The following is an 18,812-nucleotide window of genomic DNA, read 5'->3' as shown; positions in this document are numbered from 1 at the left end:
CCATGGAGATTATTACATCTATATTAGCAGGAGTTTTGTTTGCAACTGCCATCTATAATATGTTGCAAAAGCAATTGCTTCGCATCGTTATAGGTACAGCATTACTATCCCACGGAGCCCACATCCTTATTTTTACAATGGGGAAATTAAAAACTGGCCAGCCTCCTATTTTGACAGATGGGATCGAAAATTATACCGATCCGCTACCTCAGGCTTTAATCCTAACGTCTATTGTGATTAGCTTTGGTGTAACCAGTTTACTTTTAGTGTTAGCTTATAGATCGACTCAAGAAAACGGTACGGACAATATGGAAGAATTAAGGGGTAACGAAAATGAGTAATTTAGTAATACTACCAATTATCATCCCAATGATAGCAGCTATCGTTCTTATCTTTTTCAATAAAAATGTTCGCATATCAAGAGCACTAACGAAGCTGTTTTCAATCATTAGTTTAGCAACAGCTGGCTATATTACTTGGTACGTACTTGAACATGGCACAATTATATTGCAAACAGGAGACTGGATGGCTCCTTATGGAATTGTTTTAGTCATGGATGGCTTAGCTGTCATATTAGTTTTAACAACGAATGTAATTAGTACTGCCTGTGCATTCTACGCTCCCTATGCTGGTTTGGAAAAAAGAGAACAATTTTATTTCTATCCATTTTTCTTTTTTCTCATTACTGGTGTGTCTGGGGCATTTATAACGGGTGATTTATTTAACCTATTTGTATTCTTTGAAGTGTTATTAATGGCTTCTTACGGTTTAATTGTATTAGGAGGCGGAAAAGTTCAATTACGAGAATCGCTGAAATACCTGTTAATTAACTTATTTTCATCGATGTTATTTGTTACCACTGTTGCACTTTTATATGCCGTTGTTGGAACAGTGAATATGGCACAAATTGCCGAACGCGTACAAGAAGTGGAACAGCAAGGTATCATTACAACGATTGGGATATTACTGTTTTTTGTTTTTGCTACGAAAGCAGCGTTATTCCCACTTTATTACTGGCTACCAAAGTCATACATCGTACCGAATCCTGTTATATCGGCTTTATTCGGCGCGTTGTTAACAAAAGTTGGGGTTTACTCTATCTTACGAGTATTTTCACTTATTTTTGTTTATCAAACAGATTTAACCCATGAAATGTTTATTTGGATAGCTGGTCTATCGATGATTTTTGGCATCATTGGTGCATTGTCGACTTCAAATATTAAATTGATTATCGCTTATAACATTATTCCTGCCATTGGATTTATCCTTCTAGGAATTGGGGTTTTGAACGAATCTGGAATTAGTGGCTCCATATACTATCTTATTAACGATATGATCATTAAAACTGCACTATTTTTACTAGTAGGTATCATAGCCTATGTAGCTGGAACATCCGATTTACGCAAAATGGGCGGGCTTATTCATTACTATCCTTCTTTAGGTTGGCTATTGTTTTTATCTGCTGCCGTATTAGCAGGTCTCCCACCTTTTAGCGGGTTTATCGGCAAATTGTTATTACTGAAGGGTGCCTTTGAAGAAGGAGAAATCGCTATCGTTATTGTCGGTTTGCTAACGAGTCTGCTCATCCTTTATTCCGTTGTAAAAATATTTATTAACGGATTTTGGGGAGATAAAGAAACAATGGGTACTATTGTAAAGAAGCCTATTAACGGCTTAATGGCTCCCGTTGTCGCTTTATTAACGATATCTGTATTGCTAGGAGTTGGAGCAGAATTGTTTTATCCGAGTATTGAGTCAATAGCTGCTTATTTACTTGATCCGGAAATTTATATTGATTCTGTGCTAAAGGAGTAATGAATAATGGCTTTTCAAATAGTAATTAATTTAATTATCGCCTTTATGTGGATGTTCTTAAGTGAATCTTATTCTGTTCCAAGCTTTTTTGCTGGATATCTATTAGGGATTTTACTCTTGTTTCTTTTACGTCGCTTTATACCAGACACGTTCTATTTTCGAAGAGTGGTAAAGATCGTTAGCTTGATCTTCCTGTTTATAAAAGAGTTACTCTCTTCAAACATTGAAATTGTAAAACTTGTTTATTCACCGAAACCAAATTTTGAACCAGCAATATTCGAGCTACCAACAGAGTTGAAAAGTAATTGGGAAATTACCTTGTTGGCGAATTTAATTTCTCTCACTCCAGGTACATTATCCGTTGCTGTATCGCGTGATAATACAAAATTGTTTATTCATGGAATGGATATTCATGATAACAATGAGGCTATCGATTCCATAAAGAACACATTTGAAAAAGCAATCATGGAGGTGACAAGATGACGAATATATTAACAACGACAGACAATATATTACAAGTAGCAATCGTGATCTCGTTTATTGGTATATCACTATCATTAGCTCTTCTTTTATATCGTGTTATATCTGGCCCTACACTACCTGATCGAGCGGTTGCATTAGATGCCATTGGTATTAACTTAATGGGGCTAGCGGGCTTAATGTCAATCTACTTGATAACAACAAAGTTAAATGACGTCATTTTGCTCATTGGAATCCTTGCATTCCTTTCAACGCTTGCCATTGCAAAATACCTAGAAAAGGGTGTTATCATTGATAGAGACGTGGATTAATATTATCTTAAACCTTATCGTTGCTTTATTCATTTTAGCGGGCACCTTTTTTATTCTATCTGCGTCAATTGGCGTCGTTCGCTTTCCTGATGTTTATACAAAATTACACGCAGCAACAAAAGCATCTACATTAGGAATCGCTTTTATTCTTATTGGAGCTTTTACGTATCTATATTTAGAGCATTCTATTGTTAGTGGTAAGTTGCTATTAGCAATCGTATTTATCATGTTAACAGCTCCCGTAGGTGCACATATGATGGGAAGAGCTGCACACTCATCAGGAGTAAAGCCATATTTAAAAAACCAAAAAGATGCATATGAAGAAGCTGTAAAAGAGTATAAAAAAAGAAATATGTATTAGAAAGCCGTCATTTTTCTTTCAAACTATAAACCAAAAAATATTAAATGCCTATAGTAAAAAAAGCAATGGATTCCTTCATGGATTCTCATTGCTTTTTTATGATAGCCTTCTTTTTTAACTGCTAATCGTTTGAAACCAGTTTAATGGTAAACCTTTGCCCACCATCTATCCATTTTAACAACATCCTATCTTGGGGGACTACTCTTCCAATCACATTTACTCGTCTATCTTTAGGCAAATCGCGTGTAGTTATTTGCACTTCACCCTGGTACCTTTGATAATGCTCATTATCAATTGTTATTGAACCTATACGACGTTCTACACAGTTAACAGGGGCAATCTTCGTAGCTCCTATCGATGCATATTGTCTCGACTCAACAGAACGAATACAATCGCGTGCGCGATCAACGCGGTTTGTATGCGTGCCTTTTACTAAATCTACATCTGATTGAGGTATTGCTGGATTTGGTGTCACATGAAGAAGGATTTCATTTTTTTGGTAACCAGAAAACTGTTCGAACGTACGTTCACTAACACTTCTATCTCCAATCAAAATTTTATCAACTATTCCCTTATGACTAAGCTCTAAATATGCAGCAAAAGGAGACACCGATCTGTGAGCTTCTAACGTTGGTAATGTTGAAAAAATGGGGCCTCTTAACTTTTCATCTCCTGGTATAAACGCCATGATAGATAATCCTTCTTGTTTTAACCATTTATTTTTTTTAATAAAATCATCCCAGCCAATGCCAGTTTCCGGGCGTGGATAAAAATTATGCCATGCTTCAACCATAGAAATATCCAGCCCTTTTTGTTTTAATGTTTCTAAAACATGCGGCGTTAGTGTACTTGCATTAAGAGCGACCTTCATCTCTTTTGAGAGGTATACAATCGTATCCTCGTCAATTCCATAATCAAGGCGCAGACCACTTAATCCCCAATTTACTAACTCAGAAGCTGTCTTCCACTCAAACCCTAAAGCAATAAGTGAAGTTGGAGAAATATCAACCATTAGTTCCATATTTAATTGCTTTGCTATCTTTCCTAATGCTTGTAACTGGTGTTTATACATAGCGGGGTCCTCTTCTGGTATATGCAGAGAGGTAAAAATAGACGTAAACCCTTTTTCCTTCATTTTCTTTATGTAAGTGGACTGTTCTTCCACACTTTGTTCACCAATATATACAGAAATACCTAGCATGAATACCACCCTTTTTTATTACCGCTATTTACCAAGGGGCTTTTATAAATTTGCCCCTTGGTAACAGTCAAGGTAACTTCATTTTTTATATATCTTTAGCCATATCTTCTTTAAAGCCGAACAAATACGTGAAAATAAAACCTCCAGCATATGAAATTACTAAACCTAAGAAATATAATATATACTTTCCATCATCAATAAGTGGAATCAATGACAAACCTGAAACACCGATACCTTTAGCTGCAGTTTGCATGACAGCTTGAAATCCGCCCCCAATTGCCGCTCCCATACATGCGGTTAAAAACGGCCGTCCTAAAGGCAATGTCACGCCATAAAGCAAAGGTTCTCCAATTCCTAAAAATCCTACTGGTAGACCACCTTTAATAATATTTCGTAAGCGTTTATTTTTGGTTTTCACATAAATAGCCATTGCTGCTCCCACTTGCCCTGCTCCGGCCATCGCTAAAATAGTAAGTAATGCCGTATTATCGAACGTATTAATCAGCTCTAAATGAATGGGGGTTAATCCATGGTGCAATCCAACCATTACTAATGGAAGGAAAAAACCTGCTAATACTGCACCAGCAATAAATCCCCCCATATCGATTAAGGATGTTAATCCATCTGTTATGCCATCAGATAAGACACCGGCAACTGGCATAACTACATATAAAGAAGCAAAACCAACAATTAAAACCGTAATTAAAGGAGTGAAAATAATATCTACGGCTGCTGGAATAATTTTTCGAACTCGTTTTTCTAAAAATGTCATTAACCAAGCTGCAAAGATGACTCCGAATAAGCCCCCCCTACCAGGAACTAACGCTTCCCCATATATGGTAATATCAGCAAGCATCGGATTAAATAAAATCATACCAGCAATGGCACCTAATACAGGTGTGCCTCCAAACTCTTTTGCGGTATTCCATCCTACTAATACAGCTAAATACGTAAAAATAGCGCCTCCAAAAACAAGCAAGATTTGCATCCATGTCGTTTCTGGATCAACACCCGCATTTTTTGCAAAGTTAGCACCGCCATTAATAATACCTGAGGCAACTAACCCAGGAATTAATGGAATAAAAATATTACCTAATCGACGTAGAAAATTTTTAAAAGGCGTTTTATTTCTTTGCTTTATTTCCTGCTTTTGTAATGCTGCTTTTTCTTCAAACGTCAAGTTTTTATCATCTGGACCTTGCTCCTCGCCAATGCCTAATTTAGTTATTTCACTTACTTTCTCCGCAACACGATTAACAGTTCCTGGTCCAATCACAATCTGTAATGTTTCGTCCACAACAACCCCCATGACACCGTTTACATTTTTTAAAGCACTGATGTCAGCTTTTCCATCATCTTTAAGCTTAAGCCTTAGTCTTGTCATACAATGGCTAACTTGTTTTATGTTTTCTTTTCCACCAATAAACTGTAAAATATCCTGCGTCAGTTTTTCTTCCTTTTTCATTATCTCTTCTCCCCTTTCATTAACGCTTTTTGTACAAAAACGCCCGCTTGGAGAACATTCTCTTTTGCTTTGTCATAGGAGCGTTGTAGTAATATTATTATGATAACAATCTTGAAATTAATTTTGGACTTACGTAAATAATCTTTTGCTTCTTTGTGATCTACTCCTATAGCATCCATCATGATGCATATTGATCTAACTACTAATTTCTCGTTGGCGGCTTATAAATCAACATTACATTTTAATATACTTTACCAATACCTATCATTGAAGCTGTAGAGATCAAAGCGCTCTTCCAACTTTTAAGCAGGTGGCTTCAATAATTACCTCCTGACCTGTTTCTAATTCAATTGCTACATCTGCATGTTTACTCATTACCGCCCCCTTATTACAAGAAATACGAACCTTTTTTGCGTTTATTTTATTTTCATATGCTAAAAGCCCCTATAACATAAGGCGTTCTCCCACTAGCTGCAACCCCTATCACCGCGTCTGCCTGTGTGAGGTTTCTCCTTTGTAAATCTTTTTCACCTTGCTCTTCGTCATCTTGCGCTCCTTCCACCTTTTTGAAAAGATGTAATTACAAGTTGAACAGCTCGTTCTATTATTAAAGTTGCGTATCTATAACATTTGCAACCTGTTTATCTTCTTTATTCATAAGCGCTAAACCGTCTTTAAATTGCATCGAATCAAGATTGTAAGTGTATTCATTTCTTGTTTCTGTCTTTAGTTTTTCTAACATATGATTCACACCCTTCTTCTGCTATTATTATAACACACTTTGAAAAAATATGTTGATTTTTGTTATTTATTTATAAAATTTTATTTCAATATTACTTTGTATTTTTACTCTAAAATGATTACTATTCTCTTTCTTCTTTACCTGTAACGTCTAAATATTATACAATACAACCTCTACTGTTTTGCCCGTCCATTTAAAAGAATATATGTCGTAATTGCTTGGACAAATACCTATAAATATCTATGTATACATACAATACGGTAAAACGCATTAAGAATTTGCTTTAGTGATCAGACCTTCAACCCGTGTCCATTTTCTTAATCATGAATAGCCCTAGTATTTTTTAATGAGTCTATGTATTATCCCTACTTTGACTTGTCAGTTTACATCATGTAAGTCTTGAAGCGAGGATCTTACAACAATTTAAATTGTAAAAACTATACAGAATAAAATATGAAACGAACATAATAAAACCTTATTTAGGACAGACACTTTATTTCTCTAAGCTTCATAGTATAAACATATGGGCTAATGACTACTGAGTATGTACACCAAGGAGGAGGATATATTTGTCCGGCATTTTAAGTGCGCTCGCTTTACTTATTAAAGAAGCGATGTTCTTTGTCTCTTATGTTAAAAACCATGCTTTTCCCCAACCTCTACCACCTGATGAAGAAAAAAAATACATTCAGCAAATGCAGGACGGAAGTGAAACAGCGCGAAACAAACTCATTGAACATAATCTTCGGCTCGTAGCACATATTGTAAAAAAATTTGAAAATACGGGAGAAGATGCTGAAGATCTTATTTCTATTGGAACCATTGGTTTGATTAAAGGGGTGGAAAGTTATTCGCCTGGAAAAGGTACAAAACTTGCTACTTATGCAGCCCGGTGTATTGAAAATGAAATATTAATGCACTTACGAGCATTGAAGAAAATAAAGAAAGATGTTTCGCTGCATGATCCAATTGGTCAAGATAAAGAAGGAAATGAAATTAGCCTTATTGATATCTTAGAAGCTGAGAATCAAAATATTATCGAATTTATTCAATTAAATATGGAAATTGAAAAAATGGAAGATTATTTTGCGATTTTAGATAAACGAGAACGAGAAGTAATTGTTTATCGGTATGGATTAAACGATGAAAAAGAACTAACACAACGAGAAATTGCCAGAAAATTAAACATATCTAGAAGTTACGTTTCTCGAATTGAAAAACGAGCTTTGATGAAAGTATTTCATGAATACTACAGAAAAGAACATAGAGGTAAAAGGGATAAAAAAGAAAGCTAACTTTAAAAGTTTAGCTTTCTTTTTTTGTGTGAGTGTATTTCCAGTTCCTACGCCTGCTTAAAAATTGTATCATAGAGTATGAATACAGCAATCTTAAAAAACTAAGACTGAACACGCGAGCGTTTGCTACATAGGGAGTCTGGTTTACAATTCTATGGATAATGCAAGACCATATGGTCATGATTTGGTATCTCTTTAGAAACGAACCATGCAACAGAATATTGCTAGCCAGTCCAAAATGACCGCTAAGTGGGAATCCTAGCAACTTTCGTATTGGAAGAAGCAATAAAGTATTACATGCAAGTGAAAGGAAGTCAGTTACATACGAAAAAACACAGAGGGTGTTGCGAATATTTATTCAAGAAATACAAGTTAATAATTCAGATATATTCATTATTCGCTCTTTTTAACACTTGTTTGCATTGATTGATGTCTCCTAGTGTAATTGAAATCTCATTCTCAATAAAAAGAAGGCATAGCACAAATGTATAGGGAAAGAATTATGGATTTAGAGAATAAAGCGTGTCCAATGATGCTTTGAGAAATATCAAAAAACTCAAAACACCGCTACAATGTTTCATGGATAATGCGGTAAAGGCTAAATTAATCTCTTTTACATGGATAAAAAAGGTATGTCAATAACAATTAACTACTGTTTCCTGCTTTAATACTTTTTTACTCTATTATTATTTTTTAATAAAAAATCGCTTGTGATGCCAAATTTGCTATTCGACTGACTAAAAATTGATTTCAGATACACGTTTTGTTTATAAGAAGAAAATATTTTTCTTTTTCAAAAGTATTTTACGAATAAATTAGAATTTTTGGAATATATTTAAGTGAGGAGTGTGATAACATGAAAACTGCTATTGTAAGGCTTGTTGCACTAAGTATTTTATTGCTTAACCAAGCTTTAATCACCTTTGGCTATCAGCCCCTACCATTAAACGAAGATGAAATTTATGAAATTGTTTCTACAATAGCTACTACAATAATGGCCATATATGCTTGGTGGAAAAATAATAATGTTACCAAAAAAGCGCAAGAAAATGAAAAATTTTTAAAGGAAAATGGAATGAAATAAATTTATATGTACGAAATAAGATAACGTTGATAAACAAAGGAGGGTTGCTATTATCCTTCTTTGTTTTTGTATAAGCAATATAAAATTAGTTTCTTGTACATAACGAAATAACCGAAAAGTTCTCTACTATAATTTGTAAAAACACTTGGCACAAATATTTTACAATGTTTTCTAATAAACACTGTACTGTGCACTAACTTAGCTTCGTATATTTTTATGACTAAAGCTTAAAACCCTGAAATGCTACACTTTTCCATAGTGCAAAAAAACGCTAAGCATTTATTGCATTAGCGTTCATCTAGCTTTCTTTTTATTTGACGTTGTTGGTATGCCAACCAAAATCCAGCACCCAATGAAACGAGTGTTAAACCAATAAGAACAATACCATCTTCAGAAGGTCTCAAATACGTATTAATGATAGCACCTAAAAATAAATACATAGATAAGATTAATAACACACCTATAAAACGTTGGTAATCTATATATTTATATTTCAATCTCTGTTTATTATCCATTAATATTACCTCCTATTTCTATCATTATCCTAACATAAAATACATAATTCATAGGAAGGTAATTATTGGAATAAACAATTTTGTCTATGTTTATTACTCTTTATAGCAAAATTTTAGGTTGATTGTATAAACTTTATGATGATATTAGCAGCATTTGTGGCTGCAGTTTTTAAAAAGGCGTCGAAAGAAACAGAGGATTCTTTTCCAGCAATATCAGAAAGTGCACGTATAATAACAAATGGTGTAGCATATTGGTAACATACTTGTGCTATCGCAGCTGCTTCCATTTCTGCAGCTATCATAGTAGGAAATTTTTCACGAACAAATGTAACATGTTTTCCATCACTCATAAACGAGTCACCAGTCGCAATAATTCCCTTTTTATATGAGATGTCTAGGTCTGTCAATACATTTACTACTTTTGCGACTAAATTAACATCTGCATCATACATTGCAGGCATTTGCGGCACTTGTCCGTAAGCATAATCGAATGCCGTAGCGTCTACATCATGATGGACAACTTGTGTCGAGATAACTACATCTCCTATTTCTAGATCTGTAGCAAATCCTCCTGCTGATCCAGTGTTAATGATGTAGTTTGGAGCAAATCGTTCATGCAGGATGGTTGTTGCCATCGCAGCATTCACTTTACCAATGCCGGATTGAAGCAAAACAACCTCTTTATCATATAATTGTCCTTCAATAAATAAGCAGTTTGCTACTTCTAACTCTTTTTTGATATACATTGCATCTTTTAAGAAAGCAATTTCTTCATCCATTGCTCCAATAATTCCTATTGTCATCCAAATACCTCCAAATCTATCTGTTAATAATTACACTTTTTAATTGTTCTACCTTTGTTGGTTTCCAGCCTTTTTCTTCTACCCAAATTAAATACACACGGTAAATCTGTGTATTATCTTCTGCAGAAACTGTTGCTTCTACTTTTTCCGGACTTCCACCATTTCCTACCCAATGTGTAACCATGCTATTTTTATCTAAACCCGTTACCTGCGTAACAGCAGTCTTGATTTCTTTTCTATCTTGAGAACCTTCATTATAGTTTGTTGTATGCGTTCCTTTTTGTTCTGTTCCAATTGGCTTCCAATCACCTGTAAAAGCTTTCACGACATTATCATCTGACGATTCAACTTGTTCTGTTTCCACTGAACTATTATCTTCAGCTTGTTCTTCCTCTTTTATATTATCTTGTTCATCTTTTTCATTATCAGAAGACTGAGTGTTGTCCTCATCATCTTCTACTCTAGTAAATTGATCGTTGTTATCTCCTTCCTTATTATCTTCTGTACCGTTATCTTCTGCTTCTGCCTGTTCATTGGAAGTATCTTTATTCTCTTCTGAGGATTCATCGCCACCGCCAAACATCCAAGTTCCCAACAGAATGAGGACTAAAACAGCACCTATAATAAGAAAAATTGATATAGATTTAGTATTTTTTCTTCGTTTTTCAAATTTATCTACACGGGAAACTCTATCAAAATCACCCATTATCTCAACCCTCCCATAATTACCCTACTATCATATCATATTTAGTATAAGAATTAATATGCTTAGCATATAACAATTTATGTACTAACTACAAATTTGCCTTTTGTATTAAGCCAAACCTTGCTTATGTGAAATAATTGTTTTTTGTATTAAAGGATCGACTCCCAAACTTTTTTCATAAAAGTGAGTCAATCCATAAGAGCCCTCATAGTTGTTGAGCGTAAAAAGATAGTGAACGCTTTGGCTCACTATCTTTTTGCTTACTTATTCAACTTCGATAATCTTTACAAATATTTCTCCACCAGGAGTAGCTACAGAAACTTCTGAACCCACTTCTTTTCCGATTAAACTCTGTGCCATTGGGGAATCATTAGAGATTTTACCTTCAAATGGATCAGCTTCAGCACTTCCAACAATGGTGTATGTTTCTGTATCACCATCAGGAAGTTCTTGGAACGTCACAGATTTACCTAAAGAAACAATGTGCGGGTTTTGATTATCATTTTCTATAATAACTGCATTACGAATCATTTTTTCCACTTGTGCAATTCGAGATTCCACAAAAGCTTGTTCGTCTTTTGCAGAATCATACTCTGAATTCTCGGAAAGATCACCGAAGTCTCGAGCCACTTTTATACGTTCAACCACTTCTTGACGGCGTTCTGTTTTTAGATAATGCAATTCTTGTTCTAATTTCTCTTTCCCCTCTTGAGTCATATAATAGCTTTTTTCTACAGTCATTCTAACCACTCCTTCTTCTTCCTTCAATATATCGTCGTCATACTAATGTAATTTGACATGTTTCTTTTTAGGCTATGCTCAAAACTTTAGTTCTATATTCTCACTTTAAGTACAATTACAACATTGTACTTCTTGTTTACTACTTTTTAACTTATATTTTTTGAGCACAAACTAATAGGAGCTCGACGAAAATGTAAGCGCTCCATTTTCAAAATTATACTAACCATTACTATGGCAGAATTCGAATATTTTTTCAATACTTTTCATTAAATTTATTACTATGTTTCAAAAGGATATTTTCTATTTTAGTTGCCATAATGTCAATGGCTACATGATTTTGTCCACCTTCTGGAATAATGATGTCAGCATAACGTTTACTCGGTTCAATAAATTGTAAGTGTGATGGTCTGACTTTATGAACATATTGCTCAATTACAGAATCTAATGTTCTTCCACGTTCTTTTATATCTCGCATAAGCCTGCGAATAATTCGTAAGTCCGCATCTGTATCAACAAAAACTTTAATGTCCATTAAATCACGTAGCCGTGGATCTTCAAGAATTAATATCCCCTCTAAAATGATTACATCTTTTGGTTGTACTTGAATAATTTCTTGAGAGCGTGTATGCATCTTATAATCATAAACGGGTTTATCTATCGTCTCACCGCTTAATAATTTATGCATATGCTCAACTAATAGGTCATGGTCAAAAGCTAATGGATGATCGTAGTTGGTGTTTAAGCGTTCTTCGAATGGGAGATGGCTTTGATCTTTATAATAATAGTCCTGTTCAATAACTAAAATGGTTTGCTCTAAAAAGCGCTGGCATATGGAGCGTGTAACAGAAGTTTTTCCACTTCCGCTTCCACCTGCTACCCCAATAACTACTGGTTGATGATGCATCGAATGGTTTCTCCCTTCTAACTCTGACTCTGTTTGCTACTAATTGCTACACCATCTCCTATAGGTACTATAGTCGTGGTAAACAATGGATGTTGCATTAGCCAATGATTATATTCATTGATCTTTTCCACCATTTTTTTATACCTAGATGGAACGATACGCTCGTTGGCAACATATCCTCGGAATAAAACATTATCCGTAATGATAATACCTTCATTTGCTAGTAAGGGTGTAACAAGCTCAAAAAAACGACGATACTGGCTTTTAGCAGCGTCGATAAATATTACATCAAAAAATGCTTCGTTTTGCAAGTTTTTTAGTACTTCTAAGGCATCTCCAGATAAGATTTTTATCTGCTGTTCAGCTTGGTGAGCACGAATATGCTCCTTGGCTTCTTGATATCTTTGCTCATCTTTTTCTATGGTTATAATTTCTGCATTAGGTTGTGCTTCCAGCATGCGTAAAGCAGAATAACCAATTGCTGTACCGATCTCTAATATCCGCTTAGGCTGTTTTAGACGAATGATTTGTTGTACAAAATGCATACTTACTACATCCATAATTGGCACATGATCATTTTTGGCTTTTTTTTCTAACCTTTCAATAGAAGCGGTTCGTTTTGGTATCATTTTTTCTAAGTAATGACCACTATTGCTGTCATTCATTACAATCCCCTCTACCTTCTAAAAATTGCATTTATCCCCCTATCCATAAGACCGGGAGATAATATGCCTCAATTTATATGTTTTTGCTTGTTCTTATTATGTTGCTCTAATGTTTCTGCATAATAGATATTTCCATCTTTATCATGTAAGAAATATAAATTCTTCGATTCCTCAGGGTGAAGGGCGGCTTCAAGCGCGGTCTCGGAAAAATTACCAATCGGACCAACAGGAAGACCTTCTATATAATAAGTGTTATATGGTGATTCAATTTCTAAATCTTCATACAAAACTCGGTCTTTATGTTCCCCTTGCGCGTATAAAACAGTTGGATCTGTCTGAAGTTTCATCCCTTTTTCTAACCGATTAGCAAATACTCCTGCTATTTTCTTACGCTGGTCTTTGGCGCCCGTTTCTTTTTCAATAACAGAGGCAAACGTTATAGCTTCGTGAACAGTATAATTTTGCTCCTTGATGGCATCTAAATAATCGGATAGCACGCTTTCTGTCTTTTTTAGCATCTCATCGACAACTGTTTCAACACTAGGCTCTTCTTCAAAGAACTCATACGTTGCGGCAAATAGATACCCTTCCAGTGGTGAACGAATCTCTGGGTTTAAAATATCTTCTGACAGCACAGATGGATAGCGTTCCATTAATGCCTGAATATAATCTGGATCATTCACTTTTTCTAAAAACTTTTTTTTGGACAAAGGTAATTGTTCTGCATAAATTTCTGCTAACTCTTCTATCGTTTTTCCTTCAGGTATGGTAACCGTATAGACAGGTTCTGCCAATAATTTACCACTTTTTAATGAATCGACAATCTCACTTAGCTCCATATCTGGAGTAAATACATAATCTCCCGCTTGAAAGCTGGACTCATTATTAAATTTTAAGTAAAAGCGAAATATTAGTGCGTTCTTAATCACACCATTATCTTCCAATATATTAGCAATATTAGAGGATGAAGATCCAATTGGTATCGTTACCTTAATTTCTTCTTTACTGCCAGGATTAACAGGTTCTAATGCAGATTTCACATATAAGTAACCTGAAGCCCCCCCTATTACCAATATAATTAATAGCGTCATAATAATGATCGTTACAATTTTGCGAACCGTTTTAGCTTCTTCACTGCGAGCCTTGAGGTTGTCCTTAAATTTGCTGGTTTTTATCTGCTTGGACATATATCTTCCCTCCTCATCCGCTATATTATACTAAAATATGCTATTAGATGCCATTATTTTTGTATAAATATCCTTTGTTTAGATTTTTACAAAGGGATTTATGTCCAGCCTTAATCAACTTTCATTAGAAAAAACTTGGCTACCAGCAAGTCTTTATGGCGTAAAACACCATCCAATTTGTTGTTAACTATAAACCAATGAACGCTTAACATGATATTCTTTCCTATAGTGGCACAAAGGCGCAATCGCCCGTTCAACAACGTAGCGACTGGAACGAATCAACTGAGATAAAGGAATCACGGTGAGGAACGAACCAATGATGACTTATCGTAGGGCAATGGAGTGAAGTCGCCTAGTTGCTGGGCGCTGGAGCCGGACGTGGCTAAATAACTTAGTAAGTTTACCCACAGCTGCAAAATTTTTTAATTTCCTAGACAACAAAAAAAGAGCTAATGTCAAAAAGGACATTAGCTCAAAATTACTATACTACAACTTATTCTTCATTTTCCTGCTCTGCTAAGGTGTTTAGCATCTCTTCTACCATTTCCCACTCATCGTCTGATTCGATTGGAAATAATGATAAATCATCCTCATCTTTTTCTTCATAGCGAAATGCGTACACTTCCACTTCTTCTTCCTCCGATTGCTCTACAGGTGTTACTGCAATGTAAGACTGGTTCGTATCGTCCAAATCAAATGTAAATAATACCTCAAAAAGATGCTCTTCTCCATTTTCATCTGGGATAATAATTCTTTCTTTTTCTTCTAACGCCATTATTCCACTCCTTTATTTTTGGTCAAGATAACCTTGCAAAATCATCACAGCAGCCATCTTATCAACGACCTTTTTTCGTTTTTTTCTACTAACATCAGCTTCTAACAATACTCTTTCTGCAGCAATTGTCGTTAAACGCTCATCCCAGAGTTCTGTTGGAATTTGAAACTTTTTCTCCATATGTTTTGCAAAAACAATGGAAGCTTCACCACGTTCACCAATCGTTCCATTCATATTTTTTGGTAACCCAATAATAGCCTTTCCAACTTCGTACTCTGTTATAATTTCACCCAAAGCATCATCCGCTGAAGTTAAAACATTTTCATTCCATTTAATAGTTGTAATTCCTTGTGCAGTCCAACCTAAAGCGTCGCTAACAGCAACGCCAATCGTTTTGGATCCTACATCAAGCCCTAATATCTTCATTTATCTACCTGCCCTCTGTTGCTCTAAATAAAATTTTACCAGTTCTTCAATAACTTCGTCTCGTTCAATTTTACGAATTAGATTACGAGCGTCATTGTATCTCGGAATGTAGGCAGGGTCACCGGACAGTAAATAGCCAACAATTTGATTAATTGGGTTGTAGCCTTTTTCTTGGAGCGCTTCGTGTACTTTAAACAAAATCTCTTTCACATTCTCTTCAAACGGTTCCTCTGAAAAATTAAATTTCATTGTTTTATCAATTGAACTCATCATGACACCTCGATTTTGGGATCATTATCTTTGAACAAGAAATTACCGATATGCTTCTCTTCTACTATAGTAACATGTTTAGACAATGAATTATATCTTTTTTATATCCTAAATGATATATTAGTTTTGCTTCTCTTTAATATAAAGCTTTGCAGCATGCAGCGCTTGTTCAATTTTAGCAGGGTCTTTTCCTCCAGCTTGTGCCATGTCAGGTCGGCCTCCTCCGCCTCCCCCACATGCTTGTGCTGCTTTTTTAATCAAATGCCCAGCATGATAACCTTGTTCGATTAAATCTTTGGATACACCTGCTGCTAGCTGTACTTTATTATTATTTTCCATGGCTAATAGAATCATACCTGAATTAAGTTTTTGTTTTAATTCATCTACCATATTCCTTAACTGGTTCATATCTCGCACATCTACTTGTTTCGCTAAAACACGAACTCCGTCTATTGAATCAGCCTCTTCCAGCATGCTGGCAGTTTCTTTGTTTGCTAATTTAGCTTGCAGAGATTCCGCTTCTTTTTGTAATTGTTTTATTTCATTATATAGTCCTTCAATTTTTTCAGGCACCGCTTCTTCTTTTGCTTTTACAAGTTGGGCCGCCTGTTGTAACACGCCTAATTTATTTGACATAAAATGATAAGCTTGCTTACTTGTTACTGCTTCAATACGTCGTGTTCCAGCACCTATTCCACTTTCCATTACAATTTTAAATAGACAAATTTCAGCTGTATTAACAACGTGACAGCCACCACATAATTCAATACTATAGTCACCAATTTGAACGACACGAACTACATCTCCATATTTTTCCCCAAAAAGGGCCGTTGCTCCCATCTTTTTCGCATCTTTCAGCTTTTCTGTTGTAGTTTCTAATGAAATAGCTTGCCATATTTTTTCATTTACAATCTGTTCAATTTGCTTTAACTCTTGCTTAGATACGGCTTGATAGTGAGAAAAATCAAAACGTAATCTTTCAGGTGCTACGAATGAACCAGCTTGGTTAACATGTTCTCCAACCACATCCTTTAAAGCTTGATGTAACAAATGAGTTGCCGTATGATTTTTAACAATAAACGATCTCTTCGATGCATCCACTGTCGCAGTAACCATTTCACCTACTGAAATACTACCCTTTTCAATGAATACTCGATGTATATGTTGTCCTTTTGGAGACTTTTGTACATCTTTTACAGATCCAAGCGCATATTCTGTACGAATCGTACCATGATCAGCAATTTGCCCCCCACTTTCTGCATAAAAAGGAGTTTGGTGTAAAAACAAGTATACTTCTTCTCCAGCATTTGCTTGCTCTACTTGTTCTTCCCCTTGGATGATTGCAGCAACAGTAGTATCCTGTTCTAAGTTGGAGTAACCCACAAACTCGCTTAATACATCAATATTCGCTATCGCACCTCCTTGTACCTGCATAGAATCGACTTTTTGACGTGCTTTTCTTGCTCGTTCCCTTTGTTTTTCCATTTCTTTCTCAAAACCTGCTTCATCGATAGTAAATCCCTGTGCTTGAACATATTCTTCGGTTAGTTCTTTAGGAAAACCATACGTATCGTATAAACGGAACACTTCATAACCAGGGAAAATGGTACTACCTCGTTGTGTTTCACGATCCATAATAGTTGTTAATATATCTAGACCATCATGCAATGTTTCATGGAATTTTTGTTCTTCTGCTCTAATCATATTTTTAATGAATGCTTTCTTTTCCACTACTTGCGCGTAAAAATCTTGCATGATTTCTGCCACTATATCAACAAGCTCATACATAAACGGTTTTTCAATGCCGATCTCTTTCGCAAAGCGTACTGCTCTACGAATGAGGCGACGTAACACATACCCTCTTCCTTCATTCGATGGGACTGCTCCATCGCCAATAGCAAAGCTGACTGTGCGTATATGATCAGCAATTACTTTAAAAGCCGTATCCCCTGATGAAGTCTCACCATATTTTACAGATGCTAAAGCTTCCGTTTTATTTATTATCGGCATAAATAAATCTGTTTCAAAATTGGTTGGAACATCTTGAATGACGGACACCATTCGTTCAAGACCTAGCCCTGTATCAATATTCTTTTTAGGTAGCGGAGTATACGTATCATCTGGGTTATGATTAAATTGGGAGAATACAAGATTCCATATTTCTAAGTAACGATCGTTTTCTCCTCCTGGATACAGCTCAGGGTCATTCGAGTTATTACCATATTTTTCGCCACGATCATAAAATATTTCGGTATTGGGACCACTTGGCCCCTCTCCAATATCCCAGAAATTTTCTTCGAGACGGATGATACGCTCTTTGGGCAATCCAATAGTGTGCAGCCAAATGTCATACGCTTCATCATCTTCGGGATGCACGGTGACGGATAAACGATCTTCTTCAAATCCAATCCACTTGTCACTTATTAAAAATTCCCATGCCCATTCGATCGCTTCTTGCTTAAAATAATCACCTATCGAAAAGTTTCCGAGCATTTCAAAGAACGTATGATGTCTTGCAGTAAAGCCTACATTTTCAATATCATTTGTACGAATCGATTTTTGAACATTAACAATACGTGGGTTCTCTGGAATAACTCTACCATCAAAATATTTCTTTAATGTAGCGACACCACTATTAATCCATAGTAATGTTGGATCGTCTATTGGCACAAGAGATGCACTTGGTTCCACTCGATGTCCTTTCTCCTTAAAAAAATCAAGAAACATTTGCCTCACTTCTGCTGACGTTAATTGCTTCATATAATTTTCCTCCTATACCATTATGTAAAAAATGTTGGATCGAAGTTTGTTCTGAGAAAACAATACATCTATTAAAAAACTTTACTTATTACTAAATTTGGAAAATAAAACAAAGATGTTTGCCTATTTAAATAGAAGAGAATAAAAAAATCCCCTCTCTGCACTTGCAGGGACGAGATTGATCGCGGTACCACCCTTATTATGAACACAACAGCATTCATCACTTGTTGTTGATAACGGTATACAAACCGGCGGGAATGAACCGCACTCCAGAACAGCTTTCCATGATGTGAACTTTAAGGGTTC

23 protein-coding genes are annotated in these 18,812 nt (G+C 35.5%); 7 read left to right on the top strand and 16 right to left on the bottom strand.

Annotated features, from left to right (window positions below; genetic code table 11):
- Nucleotides 1-2 precede the first annotated feature (2 nt).
- From B2C77_RS10030 to mnhG, 5 genes are read left to right on the top strand one after another with little or no spacing between them, the layout of a single operon-like run.
- A complete protein-coding gene (locus B2C77_RS10030) occupies nucleotides 3-341 on the top strand; it encodes a Na(+)/H(+) antiporter subunit C (protein ID WP_073004536.1) in 339 nt (112 codons plus the stop codon).
- Nucleotides 334-1,815, top strand: a complete 1,482-nt coding sequence (locus B2C77_RS10025; protein ID WP_077703484.1) for a Na+/H+ antiporter subunit D — start codon at nucleotides 334-336, stop codon at nucleotides 1,813-1,815. The genes B2C77_RS10030 and B2C77_RS10025 overlap by 8 nt, the downstream gene beginning before the upstream one ends.
- Before the next feature lie 6 nt (nucleotides 1,816-1,821).
- Entirely contained in the window at nucleotides 1,822-2,298 is a 477-nt protein-coding gene (locus tag B2C77_RS10020) for a Na+/H+ antiporter subunit E (RefSeq protein ID WP_077703483.1), read from the top strand.
- Nucleotides 2,295-2,606, top strand: a complete 312-nt coding sequence (locus B2C77_RS10015; RefSeq protein WP_073004541.1) for a Na(+)/H(+) antiporter subunit F1 — start codon at nucleotides 2,295-2,297, stop codon at nucleotides 2,604-2,606. Before B2C77_RS10020 ends, B2C77_RS10015 begins: the two co-directional genes overlap by 4 nt.
- Complete coding sequence (gene mnhG / locus B2C77_RS10010; protein ID WP_077703482.1) at nucleotides 2,587-2,967, top strand: monovalent cation/H(+) antiporter subunit G; 381 nt, start codon at nucleotides 2,587-2,589, stop codon at nucleotides 2,965-2,967. The genes B2C77_RS10015 and mnhG overlap by 20 nt, the downstream gene beginning before the upstream one ends.
- Nucleotides 2,968-3,088: 121 nt before the next feature.
- On the opposite strand, the gene B2C77_RS10005 is transcribed toward mnhG, so the two are convergent.
- From B2C77_RS10005 to B2C77_RS22365, 5 genes are all read right to left on the bottom strand, one after another.
- Nucleotides 3,089-4,168, bottom strand: coding sequence for a DUF871 domain-containing protein (locus B2C77_RS10005; RefSeq protein WP_077703481.1), 1,080 nt, complete (start codon nucleotides 4,166-4,168; stop codon nucleotides 3,089-3,091).
- Nucleotides 4,169-4,253: 85 nt separating this feature from the next.
- Complete coding sequence (locus B2C77_RS10000; protein WP_077703480.1) at nucleotides 4,254-5,633, bottom strand: PTS transporter subunit EIIC; 1,380 nt, start codon at nucleotides 5,631-5,633, stop codon at nucleotides 4,254-4,256.
- Nucleotides 5,633-5,815, bottom strand: a complete 183-nt coding sequence (locus tag B2C77_RS22075) for a hypothetical protein (RefSeq protein WP_254843966.1) — start codon at nucleotides 5,813-5,815, stop codon at nucleotides 5,633-5,635. The genes B2C77_RS10000 and B2C77_RS22075 overlap by 1 nt, the downstream gene beginning before the upstream one ends.
- A 245-nt stretch (nucleotides 5,816-6,060) precedes the next feature.
- Nucleotides 6,061-6,195 (bottom strand): hypothetical protein, encoded by a 135-nt coding sequence (locus tag B2C77_RS22640; RefSeq protein ID WP_296361371.1) that lies wholly within the window; start codon nucleotides 6,193-6,195, stop codon nucleotides 6,061-6,063.
- Nucleotides 6,196-6,240: 45 nt separating this feature from the next.
- Nucleotides 6,241-6,375, bottom strand: coding sequence for a hypothetical protein (locus B2C77_RS22365; protein WP_296361370.1), 135 nt, complete (start codon nucleotides 6,373-6,375; stop codon nucleotides 6,241-6,243).
- A 569-nt stretch (nucleotides 6,376-6,944) separates the two neighbouring features.
- Between B2C77_RS22365 and sigK the strand changes: the two genes are divergently transcribed.
- Together sigK and B2C77_RS09985 are read left to right on the top strand one after the other, a co-directional pair.
- Entirely contained in the window at nucleotides 6,945-7,670 is a 726-nt protein-coding gene (gene sigK / locus B2C77_RS09990) for an RNA polymerase sporulation sigma factor SigK (protein WP_077703479.1), read from the top strand.
- An 856-nt stretch (nucleotides 7,671-8,526) separates the two neighbouring features.
- Nucleotides 8,527-8,754, top strand: coding sequence for a phage holin (locus B2C77_RS09985; RefSeq protein ID WP_077703478.1), 228 nt, complete (start codon nucleotides 8,527-8,529; stop codon nucleotides 8,752-8,754).
- 287 nt (nucleotides 8,755-9,041) lie between these two features.
- Here the strand turns inward: B2C77_RS09985 and B2C77_RS09980 are convergent, their stop codons facing one another.
- The 11 genes from B2C77_RS09980 to alaS all read right to left on the bottom strand — a co-directional run bounded on the left by B2C77_RS09980 (nucleotide 9,042) and on the right by alaS (nucleotide 18,506).
- A complete protein-coding gene (locus B2C77_RS09980) occupies nucleotides 9,042-9,269 on the bottom strand; it encodes a YrhC family protein (protein ID WP_077703477.1) in 228 nt (75 codons plus the stop codon).
- A 113-nt stretch (nucleotides 9,270-9,382) separates the two neighbouring features.
- Nucleotides 9,383-10,072 carry a 5'-methylthioadenosine/S-adenosylhomocysteine nucleosidase gene (mtnN, locus tag B2C77_RS09975; protein WP_077703476.1) on the bottom strand — a complete coding sequence of 230 codons (690 nt, stop codon included), beginning with the start codon at nucleotides 10,070-10,072 and terminating at the stop codon, nucleotides 9,383-9,385.
- A 16-nt stretch (nucleotides 10,073-10,088) separates the two neighbouring features.
- Nucleotides 10,089-10,778: a YrrS family protein gene (locus tag B2C77_RS09970; RefSeq protein WP_077703475.1), complete on the bottom strand. Its 690-nt coding sequence runs from the start codon at nucleotides 10,776-10,778 to the stop codon at nucleotides 10,089-10,091.
- Nucleotides 10,779-11,042: 264 nt separating this feature from the next.
- The gene (gene greA, locus B2C77_RS09965) at nucleotides 11,043-11,519 is read right to left on the bottom strand and encodes a transcription elongation factor GreA (RefSeq protein ID WP_073004561.1); all 477 of its coding nucleotides are present in this window, start codon (nucleotides 11,517-11,519) and stop codon (nucleotides 11,043-11,045) included.
- Between the two features lie 253 nt (nucleotides 11,520-11,772).
- Nucleotides 11,773-12,423: a uridine kinase gene (udk, locus tag B2C77_RS09960; protein ID WP_077703474.1), complete on the bottom strand. Its 651-nt coding sequence runs from the start codon at nucleotides 12,421-12,423 to the stop codon at nucleotides 11,773-11,775.
- 17 nt (nucleotides 12,424-12,440) lie between these two features.
- Nucleotides 12,441-13,088 carry an O-methyltransferase gene (locus B2C77_RS09955; protein WP_077703473.1) on the bottom strand — a complete coding sequence of 216 codons (648 nt, stop codon included), beginning with the start codon at nucleotides 13,086-13,088 and terminating at the stop codon, nucleotides 12,441-12,443.
- A gap of 68 nt (nucleotides 13,089-13,156) precedes the next feature.
- Nucleotides 13,157-14,275 carry an endolytic transglycosylase MltG gene (mltG, locus tag B2C77_RS09950; protein WP_077703472.1) on the bottom strand — a complete coding sequence of 373 codons (1,119 nt, stop codon included), beginning with the start codon at nucleotides 14,273-14,275 and terminating at the stop codon, nucleotides 13,157-13,159.
- Nucleotides 14,276-14,768: 493 nt separating this feature from the next.
- Entirely contained in the window at nucleotides 14,769-15,050 is a 282-nt protein-coding gene (locus B2C77_RS09945) for a DUF1292 domain-containing protein (protein WP_073004569.1), read from the bottom strand.
- Between the two features lie 12 nt (nucleotides 15,051-15,062).
- Nucleotides 15,063-15,476: a Holliday junction resolvase RuvX gene (gene ruvX / locus B2C77_RS09940; protein ID WP_077703471.1), complete on the bottom strand. Its 414-nt coding sequence runs from the start codon at nucleotides 15,474-15,476 to the stop codon at nucleotides 15,063-15,065.
- Nucleotides 15,477-15,746 carry an IreB family regulatory phosphoprotein gene (locus tag B2C77_RS09935; protein ID WP_073004573.1) on the bottom strand — a complete coding sequence of 90 codons (270 nt, stop codon included), beginning with the start codon at nucleotides 15,744-15,746 and terminating at the stop codon, nucleotides 15,477-15,479. It abuts the gene before it with no gap.
- A 120-nt stretch (nucleotides 15,747-15,866) separates the two neighbouring features.
- A complete protein-coding gene (gene alaS, locus B2C77_RS09930; protein WP_077703470.1) occupies nucleotides 15,867-18,506 on the bottom strand; it encodes an alanine--tRNA ligase in 2,640 nt (879 codons plus the stop codon).
- Nucleotides 18,507-18,812: the final 306 nt, after the last annotated feature.

Source organism: Virgibacillus dokdonensis, assembly GCF_900166595.1.
Lineage (GTDB): Bacteria > Bacillota > Bacilli > Bacillales > Amphibacillaceae > Virgibacillus > Virgibacillus dokdonensis.
Note: the sequence above shows the minus strand (reverse complement) of the source record. Positions and strands in the feature narration are given on the sequence as shown.

Coding starts and splice junctions, on each gene's coding strand:
- B2C77_RS10030 (WP_073004536.1), top strand. CDS start 3: ATGGAGATTATTACATCTATATTAGCAGGAGTTTTGTTTGCAACTGCC.
- B2C77_RS10025 (WP_077703484.1), top strand. CDS start 334: ATGAGTAATTTAGTAATACTACCAATTATCATCCCAATGATAGCAGCT.
- B2C77_RS10020 (WP_077703483.1), top strand. CDS start 1,822: ATGGCTTTTCAAATAGTAATTAATTTAATTATCGCCTTTATGTGGATG.
- B2C77_RS10015 (WP_073004541.1), top strand. CDS start 2,295: ATGACGAATATATTAACAACGACAGACAATATATTACAAGTAGCAATC.
- B2C77_RS10005 (WP_077703481.1), bottom strand. CDS start 4,168: ATGCTAGGTATTTCTGTATATATTGGTGAACAAAGTGTGGAAGAACAG.
- B2C77_RS10000 (WP_077703480.1), bottom strand. CDS start 5,633: ATGAAAAAGGAAGAAAAACTGACGCAGGATATTTTACAGTTTATTGGT.
- B2C77_RS22075 (WP_254843966.1), bottom strand. CDS start 5,815: ATGATGGATGCTATAGGAGTAGATCACAAAGAAGCAAAAGATTATTTA.
- B2C77_RS22365 (WP_296361370.1), bottom strand. CDS start 6,375: ATGTTAGAAAAACTAAAGACAGAAACAAGAAATGAATACACTTACAAT.
- B2C77_RS09985 (WP_077703478.1), top strand. CDS start 8,527: ATGAAAACTGCTATTGTAAGGCTTGTTGCACTAAGTATTTTATTGCTT.
- B2C77_RS09980 (WP_077703477.1), bottom strand. CDS start 9,269: ATGGATAATAAACAGAGATTGAAATATAAATATATAGATTACCAACGT.
- mtnN (WP_077703476.1), bottom strand. CDS start 10,072: ATGACAATAGGAATTATTGGAGCAATGGATGAAGAAATTGCTTTCTTA.
- B2C77_RS09970 (WP_077703475.1), bottom strand. CDS start 10,778: ATGGGTGATTTTGATAGAGTTTCCCGTGTAGATAAATTTGAAAAACGA.
- greA (WP_073004561.1), bottom strand. CDS start 11,519: ATGACTGTAGAAAAAAGCTATTATATGACTCAAGAGGGGAAAGAGAAA.
- udk (WP_077703474.1), bottom strand. CDS start 12,423: ATGCATCATCAACCAGTAGTTATTGGGGTAGCAGGTGGAAGCGGAAGT.
- B2C77_RS09955 (WP_077703473.1), bottom strand. CDS start 13,088: ATGAATGACAGCAATAGTGGTCATTACTTAGAAAAAATGATACCAAAA.
- mltG (WP_077703472.1), bottom strand. CDS start 14,275: ATGTCCAAGCAGATAAAAACCAGCAAATTTAAGGACAACCTCAAGGCT.
- B2C77_RS09945 (WP_073004569.1), bottom strand. CDS start 15,050: ATGGCGTTAGAAGAAAAAGAAAGAATTATTATCCCAGATGAAAATGGA.
- ruvX (WP_077703471.1), bottom strand. CDS start 15,476: ATGAAGATATTAGGGCTTGATGTAGGATCCAAAACGATTGGCGTTGCT.
- B2C77_RS09935 (WP_073004573.1), bottom strand. CDS start 15,746: ATGAGTTCAATTGATAAAACAATGAAATTTAATTTTTCAGAGGAACCG.
- alaS (WP_077703470.1), bottom strand. CDS start 18,506: ATGAAGCAATTAACGTCAGCAGAAGTGAGGCAAATGTTTCTTGATTTT.